The 24,498-nt window shown below is 67.0% G+C and carries 20 protein-coding genes; 12 read left to right on the forward strand and 8 right to left on the reverse strand.

The features are described 5' to 3' along the window. Positions 1-73: 73 nt before the first annotated feature. The gene (locus V3B48_RS19000; RefSeq protein WP_329894242.1) at positions 74-817 is read right to left on the reverse strand and encodes a 20S proteasome subunit A/B; all 744 of its coding nucleotides are present in this window, start codon (positions 815-817) and stop codon (positions 74-76) included. A 92-nt stretch (positions 818-909) separates the two neighbouring features. Here V3B48_RS19000 and folK point away from each other — a divergent pair, with 92 nt between their 5' ends. After that, the gene (gene folK / locus V3B48_RS19005; RefSeq protein ID WP_329894243.1) at positions 910-1,395 is read left to right on the forward strand and encodes a 2-amino-4-hydroxy-6-hydroxymethyldihydropteridine diphosphokinase; all 486 of its coding nucleotides are present in this window, start codon (positions 910-912) and stop codon (positions 1,393-1,395) included. A 31-nt stretch (positions 1,396-1,426) separates the two neighbouring features. Here the strand turns inward: folK and V3B48_RS19010 are convergent, their stop codons facing one another. After that, the gene (locus tag V3B48_RS19010) at positions 1,427-2,164 is read right to left on the reverse strand and encodes a pteridine reductase (RefSeq protein ID WP_024957037.1); all 738 of its coding nucleotides are present in this window, start codon (positions 2,162-2,164) and stop codon (positions 1,427-1,429) included. Positions 2,165-2,223: 59 nt separating this feature from the next. Between V3B48_RS19010 and V3B48_RS19015 the strand changes: the two genes are divergently transcribed. Both V3B48_RS19015 and V3B48_RS19020 read left to right on the forward strand, forming a co-directional pair. Continuing rightward, positions 2,224-3,408, forward strand: coding sequence for an SAM-dependent methyltransferase (locus tag V3B48_RS19015; RefSeq protein ID WP_071229509.1), 1,185 nt, complete (start codon positions 2,224-2,226; stop codon positions 3,406-3,408). Next, entirely contained in the window at positions 3,405-3,797 is a 393-nt protein-coding gene (locus V3B48_RS19020) for a membrane protein (protein WP_032130419.1), read from the forward strand. Before V3B48_RS19015 ends, V3B48_RS19020 begins: the two co-directional genes overlap by 4 nt. A 135-nt stretch (positions 3,798-3,932) precedes the next feature. On the opposite strand, the gene V3B48_RS19025 is transcribed toward V3B48_RS19020, so the two are convergent. From V3B48_RS19025 to V3B48_RS19035, 3 genes are all read right to left on the reverse strand, one after another. Then, positions 3,933-6,290 carry a family 20 glycosylhydrolase gene (locus V3B48_RS19025; protein WP_329894244.1) on the reverse strand — a complete coding sequence of 786 codons (2,358 nt, stop codon included), beginning with the start codon at positions 6,288-6,290 and terminating at the stop codon, positions 3,933-3,935. A gap of 111 nt (positions 6,291-6,401) precedes the next feature. Then, complete coding sequence (locus V3B48_RS19030) at positions 6,402-9,062, reverse strand: TonB-dependent receptor (RefSeq protein WP_134951779.1); 2,661 nt, start codon at positions 9,060-9,062, stop codon at positions 6,402-6,404. Between the two features lie 143 nt (positions 9,063-9,205). Next, on the reverse strand, positions 9,206-10,222 hold the full coding sequence (locus V3B48_RS19035; protein WP_329894245.1) for a glucokinase family protein: 1,017 nt from the start codon (positions 10,220-10,222) through the stop codon (positions 9,206-9,208). A 374-nt stretch (positions 10,223-10,596) separates the two neighbouring features. Here V3B48_RS19035 and V3B48_RS19040 point away from each other — a divergent pair, with 374 nt between their 5' ends. The 6 genes from V3B48_RS19040 to V3B48_RS19065 all read left to right on the forward strand — a co-directional run bounded on the left by V3B48_RS19040 (position 10,597) and on the right by V3B48_RS19065 (position 19,588). Beyond that, a complete protein-coding gene (locus V3B48_RS19040; protein WP_121504376.1) occupies positions 10,597-11,886 on the forward strand; it encodes a sugar MFS transporter in 1,290 nt (429 codons plus the stop codon). A 39-nt stretch (positions 11,887-11,925) separates the two neighbouring features. Beyond that, a complete protein-coding gene (locus tag V3B48_RS19045) occupies positions 11,926-12,993 on the forward strand; it encodes a LacI family DNA-binding transcriptional regulator (RefSeq protein WP_006391719.1) in 1,068 nt (355 codons plus the stop codon). A gap of 7 nt (positions 12,994-13,000) precedes the next feature. Further along, entirely contained in the window at positions 13,001-14,029 is a 1,029-nt protein-coding gene (locus V3B48_RS19050) for an SIS domain-containing protein (RefSeq protein WP_049400482.1), read from the forward strand. Next, the gene (gene nagA, locus V3B48_RS19055) at positions 14,029-15,177 is read left to right on the forward strand and encodes an N-acetylglucosamine-6-phosphate deacetylase (RefSeq protein ID WP_329894246.1); all 1,149 of its coding nucleotides are present in this window, start codon (positions 14,029-14,031) and stop codon (positions 15,175-15,177) included. Before V3B48_RS19050 ends, nagA begins: the two co-directional genes overlap by 1 nt. Then, positions 15,177-16,259 (forward strand): heparan-alpha-glucosaminide N-acetyltransferase domain-containing protein, encoded by a 1,083-nt coding sequence (locus V3B48_RS19060; RefSeq protein ID WP_329894247.1) that lies wholly within the window; start codon positions 15,177-15,179, stop codon positions 16,257-16,259. Before nagA ends, V3B48_RS19060 begins: the two co-directional genes overlap by 1 nt. A gap of 299 nt (positions 16,260-16,558) precedes the next feature. Then, positions 16,559-19,588 carry an autotransporter outer membrane beta-barrel domain-containing protein gene (locus V3B48_RS19065; protein WP_329894248.1) on the forward strand — a complete coding sequence of 1,010 codons (3,030 nt, stop codon included), beginning with the start codon at positions 16,559-16,561 and terminating at the stop codon, positions 19,586-19,588. Positions 19,589-19,696: 108 nt separating this feature from the next. Here V3B48_RS19065 and V3B48_RS19070 read toward each other — a convergent pair whose 3' ends face one another. Next, positions 19,697-20,125: a hypothetical protein gene (locus tag V3B48_RS19070; protein ID WP_019338418.1), complete on the reverse strand. Its 429-nt coding sequence runs from the start codon at positions 20,123-20,125 to the stop codon at positions 19,697-19,699. Positions 20,126-20,542: 417 nt separating this feature from the next. On the opposite strand from V3B48_RS19070, the gene V3B48_RS19075 reads away from it, so the two are divergent. The 3 genes from V3B48_RS19075 to V3B48_RS19085 are packed head-to-tail and all read left to right on the forward strand — an operon-like array spanning position 20,543 to position 22,403. Beyond that, positions 20,543-21,580: a S41 family peptidase gene (locus V3B48_RS19075; protein ID WP_329894249.1), complete on the forward strand. Its 1,038-nt coding sequence runs from the start codon at positions 20,543-20,545 to the stop codon at positions 21,578-21,580. 3 nt (positions 21,581-21,583) lie between these two features. Then, entirely contained in the window at positions 21,584-21,919 is a 336-nt protein-coding gene (locus tag V3B48_RS19080) for a hypothetical protein (protein WP_121504381.1), read from the forward strand. Positions 21,920-21,968: 49 nt separating this feature from the next. Next, positions 21,969-22,403, forward strand: a complete 435-nt coding sequence (locus V3B48_RS19085) for an SseB family protein (protein WP_005419309.1) — start codon at positions 21,969-21,971, stop codon at positions 22,401-22,403. Positions 22,404-22,749: 346 nt separating this feature from the next. Here V3B48_RS19085 and V3B48_RS19090 read toward each other — a convergent pair whose 3' ends face one another. Together V3B48_RS19090 and V3B48_RS19095 are read right to left on the reverse strand one after the other, a co-directional pair. Further along, positions 22,750-23,970: a multifunctional CCA addition/repair protein gene (locus V3B48_RS19090; protein WP_329894250.1), complete on the reverse strand. Its 1,221-nt coding sequence runs from the start codon at positions 23,968-23,970 to the stop codon at positions 22,750-22,752. 180 nt (positions 23,971-24,150) lie between these two features. After that, positions 24,151-24,387, reverse strand: coding sequence for a hypothetical protein (locus tag V3B48_RS19095; protein ID WP_049429401.1), 237 nt, complete (start codon positions 24,385-24,387; stop codon positions 24,151-24,153). Between the last annotated feature and the right edge of the window lie 111 nt (positions 24,388-24,498).

Below are 24,498 nucleotides of genomic sequence, written 5' to 3' on the forward strand. Positions count from 1 at the left end.
CCCCGGTAGTGCCGGCCGCTGGTCGGCGTCGCCGTGCGATGGGATCACTGCGGTTGCCGGCCAGCGGCCGGCACTACCGGTCCAGGGTTTCCCAGGGGAACCGTGGTAGTGCGTCCACCGCCTGTTCCAGCCGCCGCGACCAGTTCTGGTGAATATCGGCATACAACGCCGAATCCGCGCCCAGCCGCAGCTGCTGGCCGATGCGCAGCTCGCCGTCGCGCAGCAGCGCCAGATCGATCGGCAGGCCCACCGACAGGTTGGAACGGATGGTGGAGTCCAGCGAGACGATCGCCGTACGCGCGGCATCCTCCAGGTGTGTGGCCGGGCTGAGGATGCGGTCGAGGATAGGTTTGCCGTACTTGGACTCACCGATCTGCAGGTACGGCGTCTCCGGCGAAGCAGCGATGGCGTTGCCGAGCGGGTAGATCATGTACAGCCCGGGCCGCTCGCCGGCGATCTGGCCGCCGAAGATCAGCGTGGCCTGGGTGTTGACCCCGTCATGGCCGTGTTCGCTGTGGCTGCTGTGCACCTGGCTGTCCACCAGCAGCTGGCCGACGTACTCGGCGGCTTCGAACAGATGGGCCATGTCGCGCAGGTTGGGCGTGCGCCGTTCGTCGGCATCGCGCCCCAGGCGCGACACCAGCAGCTGGGTGGTGGCCAGGTTGCCAGCCGCCATCAGTACGTAGGCTGCCTGGCCGGGGTACTCGAACACGTGCAGCTTGCGGTGCACGCGCACATCGTCCAGCGAGGCATTGGTCCGGGTGTCGGCGGCGAAGACCAGGCCCTCGTCCACCTCGATTCCAACGCAATAGGTCATGTCGGTGCCCTATCATGTGCGTCCCGGATTGTAGGCAGGCCGCCGTGACGACGGCATGTCCACGCCCCCCCAAGTGCCGTCACCTGAACCGCATGACCACCGTGCTCCTGAGCCTGGGCAGCAACGTCCAGCCCCGTCGCTACCTCCACGCCGCGGTGGCGGCCCTGCGCGAGCGCTTCGGCGCGCTGCAGGTGTCGCCCGCCTACCGTACCGCCGCGGTCGGCTTCGATGGCCCGGCCTTCCTCAACAATGCGGTGGCGATCGAAACCGACCTGCCGCTGCAGGAACTGGACGACTGGCTGCATGCGCTGGAAGACGCACACGGCCGCGACCGTAGCGGGCCGCGCTTCTCCGACCGGACCCTGGACATCGACGTGGTGTTCTACGGGGATCTGGTGGTGGAAGGTCCCGGCCACCTGCGCATTCCGCGCCCGGAGCTGAAGCACGCCTTCGTGCTGAAGCCGCTGGCCGACATCGCGCCGGGCTTCATCGACCCGGTCAGCGGGCAGGACCTGGCAACGCTGTGGCGTGCGCACAGACAGTTTGGCGAGGCGTTCGAGGTCGTGGACCTCGGATGACGGAGGTTGCCGGCCAGCGGCCGGCACTACCTCAACTGACCGTACGCCCACCATCCACGCGCAGGGTGTGGCCGGTGACGAAGCTGGCTTCGGCCACCAGCCAGTAGACCGCCTCCGCGATCTCCTCGACCGTGCCGATCCGTGCCAGCGGCGTGCGTGCCAACAGCGCCTCGCGGGCGAAATCGTCCTTGCCCTGTTCCGGCCACAGGATCGCCCCCGGCGCTACCGCATTGACCCGCACTTTCGGCGCCAGCTCCAGCGCCAGCGAGCGGGTGGCCATCTCCAGCGCGGCCTTGGCCATGGTGTAGGCGATGTGGTCGCGCATCGGGTCGGTGCCGTGCAGGTCGGTCAGGTTGACGATGCAGCCCTGCTGGCGGCGCAGGTAGGGCGCCGCCGCCTGTGACAGCAGCAGCGGCGCGCGTGCATTGACCGCATACAGCTCGTCCATCGCCTCGGCGGTGACCTGGCCGAGCGGGGTGGGGAAGAAGTTGGAGGCGTTGTTGACCAGTGCATCCAGTCGCCCGAAGTGGGTGACGGCCTGCTCCACCAGGTCGGCCAGGGCGTCGGCGTCGCGCAGGTCGGCCTGCAGGGCCAGCACGCTGCCCGGGCGCACGTTGTCGAAATCGAACGCGGCCTGCTGCAGCTCCGCGCTGGAGGTGTTGGCGTGCAGCACCACCGACCAGCCACAGGCATGGAACTGGCGGGCGATGGCTGCACCGATCCGGCGCGCGCTGCCGGTGATCAGGACCACGGGGTGGGTGTCGCTCATCGAGGGTCCTCCAAGGCTCGGCTATCCTGTGCACCATTGTCACCGCATTCGAAGACGCCATGCAGCCCACCTTCCCCTTGCCCGAAGCCGATGCCCTGGCCCACAGCGACCAGCTGGCCGCCGCCCTGCGCGCCGAAATCCTTGCGCAGGGCGGGGCGATGCCGTTCTCGCGCTTCATGGAACTGTGCCTGTACACCCCCGGCTGGGGCTATTACAGCGCCGGCGCCAGCAAGTTCGGTGGCAGCGGTGACTTCACCACCGCGCCCGAGCTCGGCAGCCTGTTCGCCGGCAGCGTGGCCAATGCGCTGGCGCCGGTGTTCGCCCAGCTGGGTACGCAGGCGCGCATGCTGGAGCTCGGCGGTGGTACCGGCGCCTTCGCCGAGGCGGTGCTGCTGCGCCTGGCCGAGCTCGACGCACTGCCGTCGCGCTACGCCATCCTCGAACCCAGTGCGGACCTGCGCGAGCGCCAGCAGCAGCGCCTGCAGCAGAACCTGCCGGCCGAGCTGGCGGCGCGCGTGGACTGGGTCGACCGCCCGTTCGAGGAGGACTGGGAGGGCGTGGTGTTTGCCAACGAGGTGATCGACGCGCTGCCGACCCCGCGCTTCCTGATCCGCGATGGCGAGGTCTACGAGGAAACCGTCGAGCTGGATGCCGAAGGCAACTTCATCCGCGGCGCGCAGCCGGCCGACATCCTGCTCAATGGCGCGGTACGCCACATCGAGCGCTACCTGGAAAAGCCCTTCGCCGAGGGCTACCGCTCCGAAGTGCTGCCGCAGCTGCCGTACTGGCTGCAGGCGGTCGCCGGTGGCCTGCAGCGTGGCGCGATGCTGTTCGTCGACTACGGTTACAACCGCGGCGAGTTCTACCAGCACGACCGCGACGATGGCACCGTGCGTGCGTTCTACCGCCACCACGTGCACAACGACGTGCATCGCTGGCCGGGCCTGCAGGACATCACGGCGTCGGTGGATTTCACCGCGATGGCCGAGGCCGGCATGCACGGCGGTTTCGAGCTGGCCGGTTACTGCAGCCAGGCCAGTTTCCTGCTTGGCAACGGCCTGGACCAGGTGCTGCTGCTGGCCGAGGAACGCACCGATGAAGTGGGGCGCATCCAGCTGCGCGACCAGGTGAAGAAGTTGACCCTGCCGACGGAGATGGGCGAGCGCTTCCAGGCTATCGGCCTGCAGCGTGGCGTCGACTTCGAACCGGCCTTCGAGCTGGGTGATCTGAGCTGGCGCCTGTGAGCCACGCGTTGCCGGTGATCAAGCCGCTGCGGCGACCCCGGCTCTGGGCCGCGCTGTGGGCGGCGGCAGTACTGCTGGTGATCGTGGTCTGCCTGATCCCACCACCGCCGATTCCGTTGCCGGAAAACAGCGACAAGGGCGAACACTTCCTCGCCTATTTCATCCTGGCCGGCAGCGCGGTGCAGCTGTTCCGTCGGGGCCGCCCGCTGCTGTGGGTGGGCGTGGGCCTGGTGCTGATGGGCATCGGCATCGAGTTCGCGCAGGGCGCGCTGACCAGCAACCGCATGGCCGACCCGATGGATGCGCTGGCCAACACCATTGGCGTGCTGGCCGGCATGGCCACCGCACTGACCCCGATGCGCGACCTGCTGCTGCGCTGGCGCGGGTAAAGGCGTGCCAACCAAGGTTGGCACCTACCGGTAGATCCACGCCATGCGCGGATGGAATCCGTAGATCCACGCCATGCGTGGATGAACTGCCCGGGGTGCCGACCAAGGCCGGCACCCACCAGGACAGACCTGCCGTCATTTCCCCAGCGTGACCTCATCCAGCACCCACATCGCCGGGCGCGTGTCGCCGGTGAAGTTGATGCACAGATCACCCGTGCCCTGGGTGTCCTTCGGCAGCGTCGCACGCAGGGTCACGAAGCCATCGGCATCGGGCTTGGCCGGCAACGCTACTTCGGCCAGCACCTTGCCGCTGCAGTCGCCGCGACGCACCAGCATCTCCCCATGCGCGCGCTTGGCCTTCTCGAAGCGACGCTTGGGCTCGTCGTGGGCCAGCTGGAAGTAGTACGGAATACGGCCCGCGCGGACTTCCACGCTGCCGACGCCGTCCAGCTGTGCCTGTGGCCAGCGCCAGCACGGCTGGAAGATGTCCACGTTGAACACCGCACGCGTTCCCTCGCGCGGGCCATCGTCTTCCAAGCGCAGCACCAGCCCCTTCTTGCCCACGCAGCTGAGCAGTTCATCACTGCGGCGGCTGAGCAGCGATTGCGCAGTGAAGTCCGCAACCGTCGGCTTCGCCGCCAGCATCTGGCCCTGGTAGAACCCGGCGGCCTGCACGGCGGCGGGCAGCTGCGCCGTCAGCGGCTGCTGGTACAGCGGCGACTGCGCGGTCACCGGCTGTCCGTCGGTGCTGTAGCGCACCTCATAGCCCAGCGGATTGGCCAGCGACACGGTCACGGTGTTCTTCGCACGATCATCGGTGTAGTCCACGACTACTTCGAACGGGGTCTGCGCATAGGCCAGGCCCCAGGCACGGTAGCGCTGCAGCTGTGCCGGCAGGCGTGCGAGGAAATCGCGGAAGTCGCGGTGTTCCGGCGTGCTCCAACCGGTCTCGGCCACAGCGGCCAGGCGCGGGAACAGGTTGTGCTGCAGGCGCGCATAGCTGCGCGTGTGCTCGGTGAACATGTTGGCCTGCAGGCCGAGGATGTGCCCGCGCTTGTCGGCGGCCAGTTCTGCCGGCACCGGCTCGAAGTTGTACAGCTTGCCGAGATTGACCTGGGTCGGACGGCCCGGCGGTTCGTTCGGCGAGGCGGTCTGCAGGTAGTCCAGGTACAGGTAGCCGACCGGCGACATGATCACGTCATGGCCGGCACTGGCTGCAGCCAGGCCACCTTCGGTGCCCTGCCACGACATCACCGTGGCCTGGGGCGGCAGCCCGCCTTCGAGGATCTCGTCCCAGCCGATCAGGCGCCGGTCGTGTTCCTCCAGGAAGGTCTCCAGGCGCTTGATGATGTGGCTCTGCATGGCCATCTCATCCTTGATGCCCAGTGCACGCATGCGCTGCTGCACCTGCCTGGAGGCTTCCCACTGGTCCTTCACCGCCTCGTCGCCACCCACGTGCACGTACTTGGCCGGGAACAGTTCGATCACTTCCTCCAGCACGTTCTCGAGGAAGGTGACGGTGCTGTCTTCCACGTTGAACAGGTTCGGGAACACGCCCCATTCGCTGATCGGCTTCAGCGGGGTATTGATCGAACCCAGCTCCGGATACGCGGCGATCGCTGCGGTCGCGTGCCCCGGCACATCGATTTCCGGAATCACCTGGATATGCAGCTTGGCGGCATAGGCGATCACTTCGCGGATCTGGTCCTGCGTGTAGAAGCCGCAGTACGGATGCTCCTGGCCGCTGACCGGATCGATGCCGCCATCGCCGGCCGGCAGGCGGCAGCTGCCCACTTCGGTCAGCTTCGGGTAGCGCTTGATCTCCATGCGCCAGCCCTGGTCATCGGTGAGGTGCCAGTGGAAGGTGTTGAGCTTGTGCGCAGCCATTGCGTCGAGCACGCGCTTGATCTCGTCAAGGCTCTGGAAATGCCGTGCCGAGTCGAGCATGAAACCGCGCCAGCTGAAGCGTGGCGCATCCTGGATCTGCACCGCTGGCAGCACCCCGTTGCTGCCGCCGGTGGCGAGCTGGGCGAGCGTGGTCGCGCCATAGAACAGGCCGGTTTCGTTGCCGGCCTGGATCAGCACGCCCTGCGCGGTGCTCTCCAGCGTGTAGCTTTCGCCGCTGTCGCGGAAGGTGGGCACGATCTGGAAGCGGATGCTGCCGGTCTTGGCTGCAGCCTTGCCCTTGGCCAGGACCAGGCGCGGGCCACCACTGCGGGCCAGCAGGTCGGCGAACTGGGCGGCGACGCGCTGCGCGACTTCGCCTTCGGCCTGCAGCACGGTATCGGCGCGGACGGTGATGCCGCTGCCCTGGCCGCGCTGCACGGTGGCCGGGGCCGGAATCAGCATCAGGCTGCCGGCACGCAGCTGCGGACCGGGTGCTTCAGCGGCAGGCGTGGGATCGGCGGCGAGCGCCGGCAGTGCCGGCAGCAGGGCGAGCAGGCTGCCCAGCAGCACTGCGCTGCGCATCCGGGCGCGGGAAGGCTTGACCATCGGAACGACTCCTTGGAACGGTGCGATGAACGCTATACATGAAAAACGCCGGGCCCGGAATGACCCAGGCCCGGCGTGCGTGCACGACTCGGCGATGTTGCCGCCGCTGGATCAGTACTTGAAGCGGAAGTTGAGGTAGTACTGGCGGCCGTTGCTGTAGAACGAGGTCGGGATGGCCGCGGTCTGGTAGTACTTGTAGGTCGGGTTGTTGAGGTTGAGCGCATCGAAGCTGATGCTCAGCCAGTCGGTGGCCTTGTAGCTCAGCGATGCCGACAGCGTGCCGAAGTCATCCTGGTAGTACGGGTTGGCACCGGACAGGCCGATCAGGAACGACGAACGGCGCGTGTAGCTGACGCGTGCACCGAAGGTGTCGTTCTCGAAGTAGGCACCCACGTTGTAGGTGTTCTTCGAAGTGCCGAGCAGGTTGTCGGTTCCATCGGCCCAGGTGTGCTCGGTGCTGCCATCAGCGTAGGTGTAATTGGCGTTGACGCCGAAGTACTCGCCGATCGGCTGCTCGTAGGCCACTTCGATACCGCGCACCTTGCCGTCGGCGTTCTTCGGACGCGAGATGTCGTACTCCTCGAGCTGGTTGGTCAGCTCGCTGAACAGCATCTGCTTCTCGGTGCTGAAGGCCACGTAGTCCTTCAGGCGCATCGAGTACGCACCGACCGACAGCATGCCGCGCGGCATGAAGTACCACTCCAGGTTGGCGTCGAAGTTGGTCGAGATCACCGGCTTCAGTTTCGGATTGCCGCCGCCGCCCTTTCGGTTCAGATCCGAGCCGTACGAAGACGCACCCAGTGCGGAGTAGTCGGGCAGGGTCTGGGTCTGCGAGGCGGCGAGGCGCAGCACCAGGTCGTCGCGCAGGTCGTACTTGAAGTTCGCGCTCGGCAGCACGCGGTTGTGCTTGTTCTCGAAGGCTTCGCGGGTCCACGCACCGAACAGGCTCTTCACGTCCGGCACGGTCGAGCCCATGGCGGTGGCGTAGGTATCGATGTCCTGCTTGATGTTGACGTAGCGCAGGCCGACGTTACCGCTCCAGCGGTCGCCGCTGAAGTTGCCCTGCACGTAGGCGGCGAAGTTCTTTTCGGTCACCTTCCATTCGGCGCCATAGTTGTGGCGGCCATCCGGCCCGTCATTGCCCGACAGCCATTCGGAGTTGTTGGTCACCGCATTACGCAGTGCTGCCGGGGTGTAGTACCAGATGTTGCGTGGGAAGTTGCCGCCGATGTCGCCAGCGAAGCCACCCGGGTAGTTGGCGGTGGGGCTGCCGCGGAGGGCGTCCCAGATGTTGCCTGGGGTGGCGCCTTCCGGCGACTTTGCTTCACGCGTGTGGTCGGCGTAGCGCGCGCCGAAATCGATCGAGCTCAGCACGCCTGCGTTGAAGTACTGGCTGAAATCGACGTTGGCCCACTTTTCCTTGTCGATCGCAGTGACCTGCTGGTTGCCCCAGGTGCCGCCCCAGCTGGCGCCGGCAGGGCTGATATCGCCCCCCACATTCCAGTCCACCGGCGAGCCGTTGCCATGGGTGGTCCAGCTGGCGCCGCCACCCTTTGCAGTCAACAGCTCGGCGATGTACTGGCGCGGCGTTTCGCCAGTGCCCTTGGTGGTACCGGCCTGGAACTTCGCAGTCAGGTTTTCGCTGACCTGCCAGTCGGCATCCAGGGTGATGTAGTTGGTCTTGGCCGTCGACTCGCGGTAGATCATGTCGTACACCGCGTAGTTGGTGTCGGGCATGCCCTTGTAGCTGGCCTGCGTCAGCACGCCATCCTTCACCACATAGCCCGGATCAGGCGCCTGCGACTTGCCGAAGCTGTTGCCGAACATCATGAAGTTGCGGTTGTAGTTGTTGGCTTTCAGCTTGGAGCTGAAGCCGCTGAGTACGAAGCTCAGATCATCGGTCGGCTTGAACTGCAGCGAGACCAGGCCACCCGTACGCTTGCGGGTCTGCTCGAACAGGGTTGAGCCCAGCAGGCCCGGAACCTGTACGCCGAGCAGATCCGGGTTGGTCTTGGCCACCGGATCGTTGGCTTCGATAGTGAAGAAGCCACCCGGAATTTCCTGCGCTTCGCGGCGCAGCTCGCGCTTCTGGCTGAAGGCCTGCAGCATCACGCCGAAGGTGCCTTCATCGTTCTTGTAGTTGAACAGCGCCGACAGCTGCGGGTCGTTCGACTTGGCCTGGTCCGAGCGCACCGCGCCGATCGAGCCTTCCGCGGTGAACTGCTTGGAGAATTCCAGCGGCTTGCGGGTGATGATGTTGACGGTACCGGTGGTGCCGCCGTCCTGCAGCTTTGCCTGCGAGGACTTGTTCACTTCCACCGAGCTGACCAGTTCCGACGGCAGCAGCGAGTAGCTGACGCTGCGGCCGACGTTGTTGCCCTGGCTGAGCACGAACCAGTCGGCCGAGCCGACGGTATGGCCGTTGATCAGGGTCTGGGTCAGGCTCGGGCTGGTGCCGCGCAGGCTGACACGGTCGGCTTCGTCGAAGCCGCCTTCGTCGGCGCTGGACGAGCTGATGTTCACACCCGGCAGGCGCTGCAGGGTGTCGGCGACGTTGTGCGCGGGCAGCTTGCCCACGTCTTCGGCGGTGACCACTTCCACGCGCGCATTGGCTTCGCGCTTGGTATCCAGCGATTTTTCCATCGAACCACGGATGCCGGTGACCTGCACGGTATCCAGGTCGGTGGCGGTCTGGGTGGCCTGCTGCGCGTGCGCGCTGAAGGCGAGGCAGCTGACGATGGCGGCCGAAAGCAGGGTCTTGCGGGTGTTCATGATGTCTCTCCTCATCACTCGATTGGATGCCGGCGGCGGTGTTCGATTACGGTTGCGATGACATGCGCGGGGCGGCGGCGAAGTCCCGTGCGTTGGCGTGCCACGTACTGCGTGCTGCGATTGCGTTGAAGCCTGTTGCGGTGTCAGGCGGCCGACTGCTGCAGGTACCAGCTGGCAGCGCCGACCACGCCCAGCTGGCCGTGCTCGACGACCTTCACCGGGATGCGTGCCAGCGCTTCGCCCATCGGTCCCTTCTGCAGGTAGCGTTCGACGAAAGTGCTGGCGTGCAGGTATTCACGGATCTGCGGCAGGATGCCGCCGGCCAGGTAGACGCCACCGTGGGCGCCGTAGAACAGCGCCATGTCGCCGATGGTGCTGCCGAGCAGGCCGCAGAACACATCCAGCGCCTGGCGCGCATGTGCATCGCTGTCGGCCATGGCCGCAGCGGTGACCGCGTCGGGGCTGGCCAGGGTCGGCGCCTGGCCCTGCAGTGCGCACACCGCGCGGTACAGGTTCATCAGGCCCGGGCCGGAGATCGCGTGTTCGATCGACACGTGCGCGCGGTCGCGCTGCATGTGGCGGACGATGGCCATTTCCAGTTCGGTGCTGGCGGCCAGGGTCGGTTGCCCGGCTTCGGTCGGGAGCACGACCGGGCCGTGCGCGGTAGGGATCCACAGCGCGGCGCCGAGGCCGGTGCCGGGGCCGACCACCAGGGTCGGGCCGCGGGCGGCGGTTTCCGGTCCGCACAGGTGCAGCACGCCACTGGCGTCAACCTGCGCGGCGGCGTAGGCCACGGCTTCGAAGTCGTTGACGATGTAGACCCGCTGCAGGCCGACGTCGGCTTCCACCTGGCGCGCCGACAGCGGCCACGGCAGGTTGGCGGTGATCACCGTGCCGTCCTCGCGGGCGTAGCCGGCACTGGCGACCACGCAATGCGTGGGCCGCGGGCCTTCGCCGAGGAAGTCGGACAGGATCGCGCTGAGGCCGACATGGTCGGCGTTGCGGTATTTGCGGTACTCCAGCACCTGCACCGGATGGGCGGCATCACCGCTGGCCTGGACCCGGGCCACGCGCACATGGGTGCCACCGACGTCGGCGGCCAGGAACGTCGGCGCGACTCGGGACAGGACATGGGCCGGGGCGGGGTGGCTGGCGGTCACGCGGGCTCCTGCTGCAGGTGGGGCCGGCCCGGATCGGGGGCGGCGATTGGGGCGGAGTCTGTAACCCCGCTGACAACGATGTCAACGAGTTCGTGACACTTTCGTTGCTGCATCGCAACGAATGCGACATGCAGTAAACGTTTACATGGCGTGAGTGCGGGTTTCACGTGGGAACCGTTGCCGCACATGGGCCAAGGCCTTCGGCGCATTCAGCACGATGCGTTGCGATCGGGTTGCGCAGTGCAGCACGAGGTTCACAGGGCTGCGCGTGGAAGTTGACAAACCGCGGCTGTCCATCGAAAGAATGTGACAACGTTGTTCCCAGCCACTCTCCGACGCCGCGTTCTGCGGCCGTCGCCGCAGGAGCCCTCCTGATGTCCGCCGTCCCCGCTGCAAGCGCGCGCCCGAACGTGGCCACCTCCATCGCCATCGTTGGCGTGTTGTTCTTCCTGATCGGCTTCTTCACCTGGCTCAACGGCCCGCTGATCACCTTCGTCAAGCTCGCCTTTGAACTCAGCGAGGTCGGCGCCTTCCTGGTGCTGATGGTGTTCTACCTGTCCTACTTCTTCCTGGCCCTGCCGGCGTCCTGGATCCTGCGCCGCACCGGCATGAAAAAGGGCCTCAGCCTGAGCCTGCTGGTGATGGCCGGTGGTGCTGCGTTGTTCGGTGAGTTCGCCACCCAGCGCTGGTACCCGGGCGCGCTTGGCGGCCTGTTCGTGATCGGCAGCGGCCTGGCCCTGCTGCAGACTGCGATCAACCCCTACATCTCCATCCTCGGCCCGATCGAGACGGCGGCACGCCGCATCGCGCTGATGGGCATCTGCAACAAGATCGCCGGCATGCTCGCCCCGGTGCTGATCGGTACCGTGGTGCTGCATGGCATCGGTGATCTGTCGGCCACGGTGGCCGCTGCCGATGAAGCCACCAAGGCGCAGTTGTTGAACGAATTCGCAGCCAAGATCCATGCGCCGTACCTGGCCATGGCCGGTCTGCTGGTGCTGCTGGCGGTGGCCGTGCTGTTCTCGCCGCTGCCGGAAATCAAGTCGTCCGAAGCCAACGCCACGCCGGCGGCTGCCGGTGCCGCCGAGCGCCGCAGCATCTTCCAGTTCCCGCACCTGTGGCTGGGCGTGCTGTGCCTGTTCGTCTACGTGGGCGTGGAGGTGATGGCCGGTGATGCGATTGGTACTTACGGGCATGGCTTCGACCTGCCGCTGGACCAGACCAAGATGTTCACCTCGCTTACCCTTGGCGCGATGCTGGTCGGCTATGTGGTCGGCCTGCTGTTGATCCCCAAGGTCGTTTCGCAGTCGCGCTACCTGACCATTTCGGCGGTGCTGGGCGTGGTGTTCTGCCTGGGCGCCTGGGCCACCCACGGCTATGTATCGGTGGCCTTCGTGGCCCTGCTGGGCTTCGCCAACGCCATGATGTGGCCGGCGATCTTCCCGCTGGCGATCCGCGGCCTGGGCCGCTTCACCGAAACCGGCTCGGCCCTGCTGGTGATGGGCATTGCCGGTGGCGCGATCATTCCGCAGCTGTTCGCAGTGCTCAAGCAGCACATCGACTTCCAGCTGGTGTTCGTGTTGCTGATGGTGCCGTGCTACCTGTACATCCTGTTCTACTCGGTGGTCGGCCACCGCGCCGGCCTGCCGCAGGACAAGGCCTGATCGGCGATGATGGACGGCAGCCAACCCCAGGGAAAACCCATGCGCAGAGCGACCATCAAGGACGTTGCGGAAAAGGCCAAGGTCTCGCTGAAGACGGTCTCGCGGGTGATCAACAACGAGCCTTCGGTGATGCAGGCCACCCGTGCGCGGGTGCTGCGTGCCATCGCTGAACTCGATTACGAACCCGATCCATCCGCGCGCAACCTGCGCAGCGGCACCACCTTCGTGATCGGGCTGGTCTACGACAACCCGAACCCGTACCACATCATCGGCGTGCAGAACGGCGTGCTGGCCGCGTGCCGCGAGACCGGCTTCGGCCTGCAGATCCATCCCTGCGATTCCAGCTCGCCGCTGCTGGCCGATGAACTGGCCGACTGGGTACAGCGTTCGCGCCTGGCCGGGTTGGTGCTGACCGCACCGATGTCCGAGCGCCGCGACCTGATCCAGGCGCTGACCGCGCGCGGCATCAAGCTGGTGCGCATCATTGCGGCCACTGAAGACCCGGCCGATGGTGCCTGCGTGTTCGTCGACGACCGCGAGGCCGCCTACGAGATCACCGAGCACCTGATCCAGCTGGGCCACCAGCGCATCGGCTTCCTCTGGGGCGGCATCTCGCACCGCTCATCGGGCGAACGCTATGCCGGTTACGAAGCCGCGCTGAAGGACTACGGCATGACCGTGGACAAGCACCTGGTGGTGCAGGGCGACTACACCTTCGACGACGGTTTCCGCGGCGCGCGCCGCCTGCTGGCGCTGCGCGAGCCGCCCACGGCCATCTTCGGTTCCAACGACGAAATCGCCGCCGGTGTGCTGGCCGCCGCCAAGTCGGCCGGCATGAACGTGCCGTATGACCTGTCCATCGCCGGTTTCGAGGACAGCCCGTTCTCGCGCCAGTCGTGGCCGCCGCTGACCACCGCCAAGCAGGCCACCGAAGACATCGCCCGCCACGCCGCGCGCCTGCTGATCGCACAGCTGCGCAGCGACGCCTATGACGATGCGCCGGCACCGCTGCACAACCAGGGCTTCGTGCCGCAGCTGGTGGTGCGCGGTTCGACCGCGCCGATGCGCCCGGCCGGCGCACGCCCCCTTCCTTCCGATCCTGCCTGAGCCTGCCATGTCGCTGTCAGACCCCACGTCCACCCTGATGTTCGCCGAGGCCGCTGAAGCGGCCGACGTGGTCGCGCGCCAGTTCTCGCGCAACCACGCCACCATGGAAACCCTGGCCGCCAGCCTGCGTGCGGCGCCGCCGCCGTTCGTGGTCACCTGCGCACGCGGCAGCTCCGACCATGCCGCCACCTATGGCAAGTACCTGCTGGAAACCCAGCTGGGCCTGGTGGTCGCATCGGCTTCGCCGTCGGTGGGTTCGGTCTATGCCGCACCGCTGCAGCTGCGTGGCGCGCTGTTCATCGTCATCTCGCAGTCGGGCAAGAGCCCGGACCTGCTGCGCAACGCGGAAGCTGCCAAGGCCGCCGGCGCGCGCGTGATCGCACTGGTCAACGTCGAGGATTCGCCGCTGGCGCAGCTGGCCGATACGGTCATTCCGCTGCACGCCGGTGCCGAGAAGAGTGTGGCGGCGACCAAGAGCTACCTGGCGTCGCTGGCTGCGCTGCTGCAGCTGGCTGCCTACTGGAAGCAGGACGCAAGCCTGCGTGCGGCGCTGGACCTGCTGCCGGACGCGATGCGCGAGGCCTGGCAGTGCGACTGGACGCCGGTGACCGAGGGCCTGGTCGAGGCGACCAACCTGTTCGTGCTCGGCCGTGGCCTGGGCCTGGGCGCGGCGCAGGAAGCTGCACTGAAGTTCAAGGAAACCTGCAGCCTGCATGCCGAAGCCTACAGCTCGGCTGAAGTGAAGCATGGCCCGATGGCGCTGGTCGACCGCGGTTTCCCGGTGCTGGCCTTTGCCCAGCCGGATGAAACCGGCGCCGGCACCCGTGCCGTCGTCGAGGAATTCACCGCGCGCGGTGCACAGGTGTGGATGGCCGGTGCCGGTGGCAACCTGCCGGTAGCGGCCGCGCCGCATCCGCTGTGCGCACCGCTGCTGACCGTGCAGAGCTTCTACCGCGCGATCAACGCGCTGGCGCTGCGTCGTGGCTTCAATCCGGATCTGCCGCCGCACCTGAACAAGGTCACGGAGACGGTGTGATGGCCACGGTCCTGCGCAATGCCCGCATCCTGGCAGGCGACGAATTCCGCGATGATCTGGCGGTGGTGATCGAGCACGGCCGCATCAGTGCGCTGCTGCCCGATGTAGCGCCGCAGCTGGGCCAGGCCGCCGAGCAGGTTGATCTGGGCGGTGGCTGGCTGCTGCCCGGTTTCATCGATGTGCAGGTCAATGGTGGCGGCGGCGCGCTGTTCAACAACACGCCGGACGTGGCGGCACTGCGCACCATCGCGCAGGCGCACCGCCGCTTCGGTACCACCGCGATGCTGCCGACGCTGATCAGCGACGACGTGGGCGTGATGCGTGAAGCCATCGATGCGATGCGCGAGGCGATCGCGCAGGGTGTGCCAGGCGTGATCGGCATCCATCTGGAAGGACCGTACATCGCGCCGGCCCGCAAGGGTACGCACGATGCCAGCAAGTTCCGTGTGCCAGACGAAGCAGAGATCGCGCTGGCCGCATCGCTGGACAACGGTGTGACACTGCTGACGCTGGCACCGGAACGCGTGCCGCTGGAGACCATTCGCGCGCTGGTCGAGCGCGGCGTGGTCGTTGCCGCTGGGCATACCGCAGGCACCTACGAAGAGATCCGCGCCGGTCTGGATGCAGGCGTGCGTGGCTTCACCCACCTGTACAACGCGATGTCGCCGCTGCAGGGCCGTGAGCCCGGCGCGGTGGGCGCTGCGCTGGAAGACCGCGACAGCTGGATCGGCATCATCGTCGATGGCGTGCATGTGCATCCGGCCAGCCTGCGCGTGGCGCTGGCAGCCAAACCGCGTGGTCGCCTGCTGCTGGTCACCGATGCGATGCCGCCGGTTGGCGCCGACGATCCCAGTTACGTGCTGTACGGCGAAACCATCACCGCCATCGATGGCGTGGTGCGCAATGCCGCCGGTTCGCTGGCGGGCTCGGCGCTGGACATGGCCACCGCGGTGCGCAACACCGTGCAGCTGCTCGGCCAGCCACTGGCCGAAGCCGCGCGCATGGCCTCGACCTATCCGGCGCAGTTCCTCAACGTCGACGACCGCCTCGGCCACATCGCCGAGGGCTACCAGGCCGACCTGGTCCTGTTGGATGACGCCCTGCAGGTGCGTGGTACCTGGATTGCCGGACAGTACGAGGCCGCCTGATGGCCGATCCCTTGAAGGGAAGTATGCCGCCGCGCCGCCTGGGCTCGATCGATGCCCTGCGCGGCATCACCGTGGCGGCAATGCTGCTGGTCAACAACCCGGGTGACTTGAGCGCGGTGTTCGCACCGCTGCGCCATTCGGAATGGCATGGCTGCACGCCCACCGACCTGGTGTTCCCGTTCTTCCTGTTCCTGGTAGGTGTGTCGATGGCCTTCAGCGTGGCACCACGCGCGCTGGATGCGGCGGCACGGCCGGCATTGGCGCGCGGCGTGCTGGAGCGTGCGCTGCGCATCCTGGTGGCCGGCGCGTTGCTGCACCTGTTGATCTGGTGGGCACTGCATACCCATCATTTCCGCATATGGGGCGTGCTGCAGCGGATTGCAGTATGCGCGGCGCTGGTGGGCGTACTGGCGGTGTATGCGCGTCCGCGCGCACAGGCGGCCGTACTGGTCAGTCTGCTGGTGGGGTATGCCGTACTGCTGCTGGGCGTCGGCGATCTGGCGCCGTGGACCAATCCGGCCAGTCGTCTGGATACCACGCTGTTCGCACCGTGGATCTACCAGTGGCATGCCGATACCGGGCTGGGCCATGACCCGGAAGGACTGCTGAGCACGCTGGGGGCGCTGGCCAGTACCGTGCTCGGCCTGATTGCAGGTGGCCTGCTGCGCAACGGGCGTTCGGCGGCATTGGCCGGGCTGGGCGTGGCGACCGCTGTGCTCGGCCTGTTGCTGGCCATCGTGTTGCCGCTGAACAAACAGCTGTGGACGCCCAGTTACGTGCTGTGGACGGGCGGTCTTGCGGCGCTGGCGCTGTGGCTGGGCCACGTGCTGATCGACCAGAAGGGCTGGCCCGCGCTGGGCCGGCGCTTCGGTGTCAACGCGATCACCGCGTACCTGGGGGCATCGGTGATGTCGGTGGTGTTGATGGCGACCGGCGCCTGGGGCTGGATCTGGCAGCAGCTGGCCACGGCGATGCCGCAGGCGCTGGAACTGGCGTCGATGCTGCAGGCGCTGGTGTTCGTCGCACTGTGGTGGGGCGTGGCGTGGTGGCTGGACCGGCGGAAGATCTATCTGAAGATCTGACCCCATCCGCCAACGGCATCCACGCATGGCGTGGATCTACCAGGTGCCATGAGTGAATCGATTGGCGATGCAGGGTCAGTAGATCCACGCCATGCGTGGATGCTTTGCGCTTGATTCCCACCTGCCGAAAAAATGAACGATTTCAGCCACATCACATTGGCGTGAGGGCCGGGCGATTTCACATCTGAACTGTGATTCTCTGCACGCAAGTTCACCTGTCGAAACGGTTCACCACACGGCAGACTGCAAGCGCAGTGCCGCACATACGCAGTTCCTGATTTCCCGTCCAGGAGTGCCCCATGTCCCGTGCCGTTCCGCGTGCGTTCCGCCCGCGCCGCCTTGCTGTTTCCGTGTTGCAGGCCCTCGCCGTTCCGTCCCTGCTTCTGACGACCGCCAGCGTCGCCTGGGCCGGCTGTAACAACTCGACACCGACCGCCGGCCAGACGGTCACCTGTAATGCCAACGCACCGAATCCGCAGACCACTCCCGTTACCGCCAGTGGCGCGGCTGGCGTCACCGTCAACGTCGGCAATGGTGCCCAGTTGCAGCAGAGTGGTGGTGGATCGGCCCTCGTGCTGGTCGGTGCCGGTGGTCACCTGCTGTCAAACCAGGGCGCGATCAGTTCGGTGGGCGGTGCGGCCGTGCAGCTTGGGGGCGGCAGCCGCGTCGACAACCGCGGCAGCATCAGCACCGGCAACAACATTGCCCTGCAGTTCATCGGCGGCGGTAACAGCGTGCTGGTCAATCGGGGAACGATCAGTGGTCAGACCGGCGTGCAGTTCGATGCGGGCAACGATCGCCTCGAGATGCAGGCCGGCAGCATCACCGGAGGCGTCCTGCAGGGCGATGGAAACGATGTGCTGCTGCTCAGTGACGGCACGATCGACAGCGTCGACCAGGGCGGTGGCGATGACCAGATGACCGTCACCGGCGGCACCGTCACCGGCGTGGTGGTGCAGGGCAGTGGCCGCGATGATTTCGTCATGAGTGGCGGCACGATCGGCGCGCTGCAGCAGGGCGACAACATCGATACCTTCCGCATGAGCGGTGGCCGCATCGTCGGTGCGTTCGAGGATGGCGACCAGGCCTGGATGACCGCTGGCCGCATCGGCCGCGTCAACATGAAGCTGGACAAGAATCTGTGGGATCAGTCCGGCGGCATCGTTGAGGGCAACGTGGTCACCGGCTTCGACACCGACACCATCATCATCTCGGGTACGGCCTACATCGGCGGCAACATCAGTGTCAGTGGTGGTGCCGACAGCGTGACCATCACCGACGGCACCGTGCGCGGCCAGGTACTGCTCAGCACCGGCAACGACACCTTCAACTGGAACGGCGGCGGCATCGTCTACGGCGCGATCGACATGGGGCCGGACAACGACGTGGCCAACCTCAGCAACCTCAACCAGGGCAACCTTGGTGCAGTGCCGCTGTTCGACGGTGGCAGTGGCATCGATCAGCTCAACTTCAACAACGTCAAGGCTGCGGGCGTGGGACGCTTCCAGAACTGGGAGACAATCAGCCTGGCCAACAGCACCGAGCTGACCTTCGATGGTGATCTGGTGCTGGGTGACAGCGGAACCGGCACCGGCACGCTCACGGTGGATGACACCAGCACTGTCTACGCGGGCAGTGGCGGCTATGCCGTCCGTCCGTTCAACAGTGGCACACTGGTGGAGATGGTCAATGCCGGGCGCATCGACCTGACCGGTACCGGCGCTGGCGACGTGTTCACAGTGCGTGGCAACTACCGCGGTGACGGCGGTGGCCTGTACCTGCGTACCGTGCTCGGCGCGGACAATTCCACCAGCGATCGACTGGTGATCGATGGCGGTGCCGCCACCGGCACGACCGGCATCGGCGTCATCAACGCTGGAGGCAGTGGAGCGGCCACGTTGGCCGATGGCATCCTGGTGGTGCAGGCCTTGAATGGTGGTCGCACCGCGCCGGGCGCGTTTTCGCTGTTCGCACCGGTGGCAGCCGGTGCCTACGAGTACTTCCTGTTCAAGGGCGGTGTCAGTGCCGGTACCAGCGAGAACTGGTACCTGCGCTCGACCGTGGTGGCCGGCCCGGCACCGGCGCCCAACGGAAGCGGTATCAATGGCGTGCCGCCGCCGCCGACGCCACCCGTCGCACCCCCACCACCGATCACCCCGGCACCGCCACCGCCGCCCGAAGGTGCCACCGATCCGGATCTGACCGCAGGCGAGACCGCACCGCCACCACCGCCGCCGGAACCCGTGCCGGTGGCGCCGCCCAGTGATCCGGCGGTGCCGGACGTACCGGTGGCGGGTGGCAGCCTACCCGGTACCGGTGCGCCGCCGACGCCGGGCGCGCGCCCCGCCGAGGGCGCAGTGGTGCCGCTGTACCGCGTGGAAACCGCCACCTACGCCGTGGTGCCGCCGCTGCTGCGCGAGACCTCGCTGGCCAGCCTCGGCACGTTCCATGAGCGGCAGGGCGAACAACGCCTGCTGTACAACCAGGGTGCATTCCGCACCGCCTGGGGCCGGTTGGTGGGCCAGAGCAGCGAGATCCATTGGAAGGGGGATGCGAAGCCCGGCTTCGATGGCGATGTGATGGGCCTGCAGGCAGGCCTCGATGTGTGGGCCACGGCCAATGACAGCCATCGCAATCAGATCGGCGTGTTCGTCGGCCGCACCCGCGCGCAGGGCAAGACCACCGGCCTGGCACTCGGCTGGGAGAACGTACAGGTGGGACAGAACCGCTTGGACGACAAGCACGTGGGCCTGTACTGGACGTTCACCGACAGCAGCGGGGGTTACATCGACGCCGTGGCGATGCAGAGCCGCTACGACGGCCGCGTGCGTTCTTCGCGTGGACTCGGCTTCGGGATCAAGGGCGATGGCACCAGTGTGTCGGTGGAGGCGGGCAAGCCGCTGCTGCACCTCGGTCAGTCCGTATGGTGGCTGGAACCGCAGGTACAGGTGATCTGGCAACGCACCGTGCTGGACGACCGCCGCGATGAAGTATCGAGCGTGCGTTTCGACAACGACAATGCCTGGACCGGCCGCATCGGCCTGCGCCTGGCCGGCGACTACCAGTTGGCCGACAACGGCTGGCAACCGTACTTCAAGCTCAACTACTGGCATGGCCGTTCCGGCGAGGACCGCGTCAGCTTCGACAACGACACGATCATCAATTCGCAGCGCTCGCGTGCACTGGAAGCCGGCGTAGGTGTGGTCGGGCGCTTCAACCGCACCATCAGCGCCTATGCCGTGGCCGACTACACGCGCGAGCTGGGCGGCGACCGCAACGAGAAGCGCCGCATCATCGAAGGCAACATCGGCCTGCGCGCGGACTGGTGACCATCGCAGGCTTGGGTAGGTGCCGACCTGGGTCGGCACTCATCCCGTCACCGCCATGCTCCGCTCTGGTAGGTGTCGACCTTGGTCGACACGAATCCATCGGTGCCATTACCCCGCGCATGCACCCGGCGCCACCAGCGCGCTGGCATGATCGGCCAACACCACTACCGCGTGCAGCAGGCCTTCCTCTACCTGCGGCGGACACTGCGCCTGCGCATCGTCCGTCTCGCGCGCCGACTGTGCAGCCAGCAGTACCCCGCCGCACGCAGACAATGCTGCCAAGCAGCGCGTCGCCTCCGCCAGTTCCCGGCCACGCACATCGCTGAGTTGCCGTTCGCGCCAGACCTGACCATCGGCGGCGTGGCTTTGCGCGATGCCGTGCAACCGGGCGAAGAAGGCCGGCGGCGGAGCGTGTTCATGGGCTTCTGTGAGCGCATCTTCCAGCGCTTCGGCTGCGGCATTGGAGAGCTGCAGGCCGGGCATTGCGGCACCGAGCAGTACATGCAGACGTGGGTAGGTGGGGTAGAGCGTGGTCATGGCAGCAACCTCACAAGGCTGGGCCACCTGCAGGGATGCAAGGTGGCGGGCGGTGCGGGTTGGCGTGCCGGTGAAGCTACCCAAAGGAAACGAAGCCGGCGGATCGGAAGGATCCCCACGCACCGCCCGCCGCAGGACGACGGACGGTGCATTATTCGAGCCCGCGACATGGTCGCAAGCCCGACTTCAGGTAGCTTCATTCAGGACGCCAATCCCGGCCAGCGCAGGAGGCGCCGACGGAGGCAACCTTCTCGCGTTCTACGTGGCGATGACATGGGCAAAGTTGCAATCTACTGATCGCGTGCAAGCTGTCTTGCTGCAATCCGCGGCGGGGCCAGATACGACAGTCCGCGCATGGCGAAAGCCATCACCTGCGGGCTATGCTGTGCGCCTGCCTCAACGACAAGGAAACGTCACATGCAGGTTCGCAAGGGAGTGCGTCGCATTGGTGCGCTGGTGATCGCGCTGGTGGCTGCCAACGCCATGGCCGATACGCCCAAGGCAATCGAGGTGCCCTCGCCGGAGGCGGAGGCCGAGATCCTCAACCTGCTTGAACGGCAGGCGCTGTATCGCGACCGGGTGGACTGGCCTGGCACCCGCACACGACTGCAATCGGTGCAGGGTGACCCCGTGAAGCGGCTGGCGTTTCTGCGCGAAGCCATTGCGGTCAGCACGGGCAATCATGGCGTATGGACGACGACCCAGCGCCAGAGCGAATCCCTTGCGCGCGCGCAGCAGGTCGGCGCCGCCGCCGTGGAAAGGGCCAAGGCCGCCGATGCGGTGGATGCGCGCATCGGCTGGTTGGTCATCGAGGGATATGCCTCCACGCCCGGCGCGACGCCACAGGAAGCGTTCCGCCAGAACATCCAGCGCGCCGCGCGGTGGCAGCAGGTCATCCGCAGCAAGGACGACGGCATGCGCTGTGGCTGGATCGTCGACCTGCGTGACAACAGCGGTGGCAACATGTGGCCGATGCTGCTGGGCATGGCACCGCTGCTGCGCACCTCGGTGGTGAACAACGAAGATGTGGGGTCGTTCGAAACCGCACAGGGGCCGGAGCGCTGGACGTTGACCGCGACCGCCGTGCAGCGTGCAGGCAAGCCGGTGCTGGACTTCGGCCAGACCGGCTATTTGCTGCGGCAGCCTGGCGCGCCGGTGGCGGTGCTGTTCGGACAGCGTACCGGCAGTTCGGGCGAGGCCTCGGCGCTGGCGTGGCGTGGCCGTGCGCAGACGCGCAGCTTCGGCCAGCCGACGGCAGGGGTCTCGACTGGCAACAACGTGCGCACACTGGCCGATGGCAGCCGCCTGTTGTTGACCACCACCGTGATGCGCGACCGCAATGATCGTGGTGATGGGTTGAAGATCGAGCCTGACCAGCGCATCGAGGGTGATGCCGCCACTTTGGCCGCCGCCCAAGCCTGGCTGCTGGCCCAACCCGCCTGCCAGGGCCGCTGATCCATGATCCTGATCGGCCAGCAGGAGCGGGTGGTGGTGGTCGGCCCAACCGAAGCCCACCACTGCCTGCGCTGCCAGACGGAAACCGAGTTCGCCCCCCAACTGCGCTACAGGATGGCGCGCATCGACCTGCTGTTTGGCCTCACCTACCATCGCCGCTACGAGCTGGCCTGCAGCCGGTGCGGGCACGGCTGGGTGCTGGATACCGAGACCATGGACCAGCAGCTGGGTGGGGTGCCGATCCCGTGGCGGCACCGCTTCGGCCTGCCGCTGATGCTGGTGCTGGTGGCCGGTCTGGCGGCGCTGGGCTGGCTGTGGCGTCATGGATTCCTCGGTTGAGGAGCGGGCCTGTTAAAGTCTGCCCTGCAATCACGTACCGGAACCGACCATGGACCACGACACCCCGTTCGAACCCCTCAACGACCTCGAGGTGCGCCTGCTGCAGGCTCAGGACGGCACGCTGACCGCAGCGCAGTTCCTCGATGGACTGCTGACCTCGACGGCGTTCGTGCTGCTGGACAAGGCCATTGGCGAAGACGGCGCCTGGGACGAGAGCATCTCGCCGCTGGTGCTGACCAGCGAGAGCGGTGAGCCGATGTTCGCGGTGTTCACCGCCCCCGAGCGCGCCGGCCTGTGGCACGAGCAGCTGCCGCAGTTTGCGCATGCCATGCCGATTGCGGTGCATGCGCTGTTGGCCGGTATCGGCGACGGCGTCGGCCTGGTGCTGAACCCGGGCCTGGACGTGGGCATGGAGATGATTCCCGATGCCGTGGCCCAGCTGAAGCAGCGTGCGGCGGCGATCACCCGTGGGATGGCGCACTGAATCCAGGGATTGTCTGGTTGCCGGCCAGCGGCCGGCACTACCCGTGATGCCGGACGGCGGCGATGGCTTGCAAGTGCGTCCTGTTCAATGGAGAGGAGCATCGTGGGCAAGCGTTCTAACCGATCGCTGTGGGTCTATGAGATCGGCCTTCTTGCGGGTTTGGCACTGGCAGCTGCGTTCATCACCCGGTTCAATCCGGTGGAGACGCTCCGGTTGGGTGGTTGGCTCTTCCTCTTGATGCAACCTATCTTGTTGGGTGCTCATGCAGTCGACCACTTCTCGCGCAAGCGTCGTCGATAGACGGGCGATGTGAAGGTGCCGGCCAGCGGCCGGCACTACCAGGGCTTCAGCGGGCGGCGGCGATGGCTTTCACCCGCGCCTTGGCCAGTGCTTCGCCGATGGCGGGGCCCTTCAGATGCGTGGTATCCAGATCCCGCGCCTGCACTGACAGCGCCGCCTGGTGCAGGCGCTTGAGCGTTTCGCCCTGTGGGTAGTCGGCATCCTCGAAACCGAGCCGGCCGCGCTTGTCGGCCTCGCAGCACAGCGCGATACGAGCCACGCGCTCTGGCCTGCGCAGCGCATCGCAGCGGCCCAGCAGTTCCAGCACAGTGGCATCGCGCAGTTCGCCGATGCGGTGCACGTTCAAGTGCTCGCGGCAGACCGCTTCGGCCAGTTGCTGGTGCTCGGTGGGAATCTTCAACCGCGCGCACAATGCCTTCAGAGGTTTGATGCCGCGCTGCTCGTGCATGATGTGGCGTGGCCATTCCTCCGGCGGGGTCAGGCCCTTGCCGAGGTCGTGGGTGAGGGCAGCGAAGCCGACCAGGTCATCACCCGGTGCCAGTTTCGCGGCCATGTCGCTGACCATTTCCTGGTGGATGCCGGTGTCGACTTCCGGATGGAATTCGGCACGCTGCGGCACGCCATACAGCGCTTCCAGCTCGGGCAGGATCGGGCCCAACGCATGCGCAGCGTGCAGCGTGCGCAGGAAGGCGGAGGGCCGTTCACTGACCAGCGCCTTGCGCAGTTCCTGCCAGACGCGTTCCGGCACCAGCGCGTCCAGCTCGCCACTGGCGGCGACCTCGCGCATCAGCGCCATGGTCTCTTCGGCGACGGTGAAGCCCAGTGGCGCGAAGCGCGCCATGAAGCGCGCCGCGCGCAGCACGCGCAGTGGATCTTCCACGAACGCCGGGCCGACGTGGCGCAGCACGCGCTGCTCAAGATCGCGAACGCCACCGTAAGGATCGACCAGCGTGCCGGTTTCCTCATCGCAGGCGATCGCGTTGATGGTGAAGTCGCGGCGCTGCAGGTCCTCTTCCAGCGTCACCGCCGGATCGGCATCGACCACGAAGCCGCGATAGCCACGGCCGGATTTGCGCTCGGTGCGAGCCAGCGCGTACTCCTCACCCGTCTTCGGATGCAGGAACACCGGGAAATCGCGGCCGACGGCGGTGTAGCCCTGCGATTCCATCTGCGGGGGCGTGGCGCCGACGACGACCCAGTCACGGTCGCCGGCCGGGCGCTGCAGCAGGCGGTCGCGCACGGCGCCGCCGACAAGATAGATCTTCATGGGGGGATGATCGCACGGTAGGTGCATGAGCATCGGTAGTGCCGGCCGCTGGCCGGCAACCCTTGGACAATGGCGGTTGCCGGCCAGCGGCCGCCCCGGGCGCCCCCCCCGCGCGCGCCCCCCCCCCCCCCCCCCCCGGGGGCCCCCCCCCCCCCCCCCGCCACTACCGATGAAGAGGAATCACGGCAGGCCGCGCCACTCCGGCACGAACAGGCCGGCCAGGAACCACAGGCCGTAGACGATCCACAGGCAGAGGAAGTACAGCTTGATCTGCGCTTCGTCCCACAGGCTGCCCCAGCTGTCGACGAAGGCCAGCGACTTCCAGCCTTCCATCCAGGCCGCGCCACCCCAGCGCAGCACCCAGGTGGCGAACAGGCTCCAGGCGGCGAATATCCCGATCCAGGCCAGCAGGCTCATCGCTTTCCCCTCCCCGGGAAACGGATGCCGGGTAGTGGCGGGCGCGGGGCGGCCCCCCCGGGGGTAATGGCGCCGCCCCGCCCCGGGCGGCCCCCCCCGCGGGGGGTCACA

It is taken from the genome of Stenotrophomonas sp. SMYL20 (assembly GCF_036320045.1).
Lineage (GTDB): Bacteria > Pseudomonadota > Gammaproteobacteria > Xanthomonadales > Xanthomonadaceae > Stenotrophomonas > Stenotrophomonas maltophilia_A.

Excerpts from the sequence above, each read along its gene's own strand:
- V3B48_RS19090 (WP_329894250.1), bottom strand. The coding sequence starts at position 23,970 with ATGAAGATCTATCTTGTCGGCGGCGCCGTGCGCGACCGCCTGCTGCAG.
- V3B48_RS19065 (WP_329894248.1), top strand. The coding sequence starts at position 16,559 with ATGTCCCGTGCCGTTCCGCGTGCGTTCCGCCCGCGCCGCCTTGCTGTT.
- V3B48_RS19060 (WP_329894247.1), top strand. The coding sequence starts at position 15,177 with ATGGCCGATCCCTTGAAGGGAAGTATGCCGCCGCGCCGCCTGGGCTCG.
- V3B48_RS19000 (WP_329894242.1), bottom strand. The coding sequence starts at position 817 with ATGACCTATTGCGTTGGAATCGAGGTGGACGAGGGCCTGGTCTTCGCC.
- V3B48_RS19080 (WP_121504381.1), top strand. The coding sequence starts at position 21,584 with ATGATCCTGATCGGCCAGCAGGAGCGGGTGGTGGTGGTCGGCCCAACC.
- V3B48_RS19045 (WP_006391719.1), top strand. The coding sequence starts at position 11,926 with ATGCGCAGAGCGACCATCAAGGACGTTGCGGAAAAGGCCAAGGTCTCG.
- V3B48_RS19095 (WP_049429401.1), bottom strand. The coding sequence starts at position 24,387 with ATGAGCCTGCTGGCCTGGATCGGGATATTCGCCGCCTGGAGCCTGTTC.
- V3B48_RS19040 (WP_121504376.1), top strand. The coding sequence starts at position 10,597 with ATGTCCGCCGTCCCCGCTGCAAGCGCGCGCCCGAACGTGGCCACCTCC.
- V3B48_RS19010 (WP_024957037.1), bottom strand. The coding sequence starts at position 2,164 with ATGAGCGACACCCACCCCGTGGTCCTGATCACCGGCAGCGCGCGCCGG.
- V3B48_RS19070 (WP_019338418.1), bottom strand. The coding sequence starts at position 20,125 with ATGACCACGCTCTACCCCACCTACCCACGTCTGCATGTACTGCTCGGT.
- V3B48_RS19025 (WP_329894244.1), bottom strand. The coding sequence starts at position 6,290 with ATGGTCAAGCCTTCCCGCGCCCGGATGCGCAGCGCAGTGCTGCTGGGC.
- folK (WP_329894243.1), top strand. The coding sequence starts at position 910 with ATGACCACCGTGCTCCTGAGCCTGGGCAGCAACGTCCAGCCCCGTCGC.
- V3B48_RS19075 (WP_329894249.1), top strand. The coding sequence starts at position 20,543 with ATGCAGGTTCGCAAGGGAGTGCGTCGCATTGGTGCGCTGGTGATCGCG.
- V3B48_RS19050 (WP_049400482.1), top strand. The coding sequence starts at position 13,001 with ATGTCGCTGTCAGACCCCACGTCCACCCTGATGTTCGCCGAGGCCGCT.
- V3B48_RS19085 (WP_005419309.1), top strand. The coding sequence starts at position 21,969 with ATGGACCACGACACCCCGTTCGAACCCCTCAACGACCTCGAGGTGCGC.
- nagA (WP_329894246.1), top strand. The coding sequence starts at position 14,029 with ATGGCCACGGTCCTGCGCAATGCCCGCATCCTGGCAGGCGACGAATTC.
- V3B48_RS19030 (WP_134951779.1), bottom strand. The coding sequence starts at position 9,062 with ATGAACACCCGCAAGACCCTGCTTTCGGCCGCCATCGTCAGCTGCCTC.
- V3B48_RS19015 (WP_071229509.1), top strand. The coding sequence starts at position 2,224 with ATGCAGCCCACCTTCCCCTTGCCCGAAGCCGATGCCCTGGCCCACAGC.